Annotated in this window: 1 protein-coding gene; it reads left to right on the forward strand. The window is 51.9% G+C overall.

Going from position 1 to position 1,249, the window contains the following annotated elements; genetic code table 11:
* Positions 1–72 precede the first annotated feature (72 nt).
* Positions 73–1,241 (forward strand): IS3-like element ISEc52 family transposase gene (locus M8370_RS23355; protein ID WP_250021868.1). Its coding sequence is split into 2 segments (ribosomal slippage): positions 73–322 and positions 322–1,241, totalling 1,170 coding nucleotides; the frame shifts between segments, so codons are not numbered across the junction.
* Positions 1,242–1,249 lie beyond the last annotated feature (8 nt).

Consider the following 1,249-nt stretch of genomic DNA (forward strand, 5'->3'; position numbering starts at 1 on the left):
TGAAGTGGTTTACTGAATTTGGCCACCTGAACAGAGGTGATATGCTCACCTCAGAACAACACAGGTGCCATAATGAAAAAAAGAAATTTCAGCGCAGAGTTTAAACGCGAATCCGCTCAACTGGTCGTTGACCAGAATTACACCGTGGCAGATGCAGCCAGCGCTATGGATGTCGGCCTTTCCACAATGACGCGATGGGTGAAACAATTACGTGATGAGCGGCAGGGAAAAACACCAAAAGCCTCCCCCATTACCCCGGAACAAATTGAAATCCGTGAGCTCAGGAAAAAGCTACAACGTATTGAAATGGAAAATGAAATATTAAAAAAGGCTACCGCGCTCTTGATGTCAGACTCCCTGAACAGTTCTCGATAATCGGGAAACTCAGGGCGCGTTATCCTGTGGCCACTCTCTGCCATGTGTTCGGGGTCCATCGCAGCAGCTACAAATACTGGAAAAACCGTCCTGAAAAGCCAGACGGCAGACGGGCTGTATTACGCAGTCAGGTACTTGAACTGCATGGCATCAGCCACGGCTCTGCCGGAGCAAGAAGCATCGCCACAATGGCAACCCAGAGAGACTACCAGATGGGGCGCTGGCTTGCTGGCAGACTCATGAAAGAGCTGGGGCTGGTCAGTTGCCAGCAGCCGACTCACCGGTATAAGCGTGGCGGTCATGAGCACGTTGCTATCCCGAATCATCTTGAGCGACAGTTCGCCGTAACGGAACCAAATCAGGTGTGGTGCGGTGATGTGACCTATATCTGGACGGGTAAGCGCTGGGCGTACCTCGCCGTTGTTCTCGACCTGTTCGCAAGAAAACCAGTGGGCTGGGCCATGTCGTTCTCGCCGGACAGCAGGCTTACCATGAAAGCACTGGAAATGGCATGGGAAACCCGTGGTAAGCCCGTCGGGGTGATGTTCCACAGCGATCAAGGCAGTCATTATACGAGCAGGCAGTTCCGGCAGTTACTGTGGCGATACCGGATCAGGCAGAGTATGAGTCGGCGTGGAAACTGCTGGGATAACAGCCCAATGGAGCGCTTCTTCAGGAGTCTGAAGAACGAATGGGTGCCAGCGACGGGCTATGTAAGCTTCAGCGATGCAGCTCACGCAATAACGGACTATATCGTTGGATATTACAGCGCACTAAGACCGCACGAATATAATGGTGGGTTACCACCAAACGAATCAGAAAACCGATACTGGAAAAACTCTAACGCGGTGGCCAGTTTTAGTTGACCACAACA

The sequence above is a fragment of the Enterobacter cloacae complex sp. OE43NF genome (assembly GCF_023544405.1).
Classification (GTDB): Bacteria; Pseudomonadota; Gammaproteobacteria; order Enterobacterales; family Enterobacteriaceae; genus Enterobacter; species Enterobacter cloacae.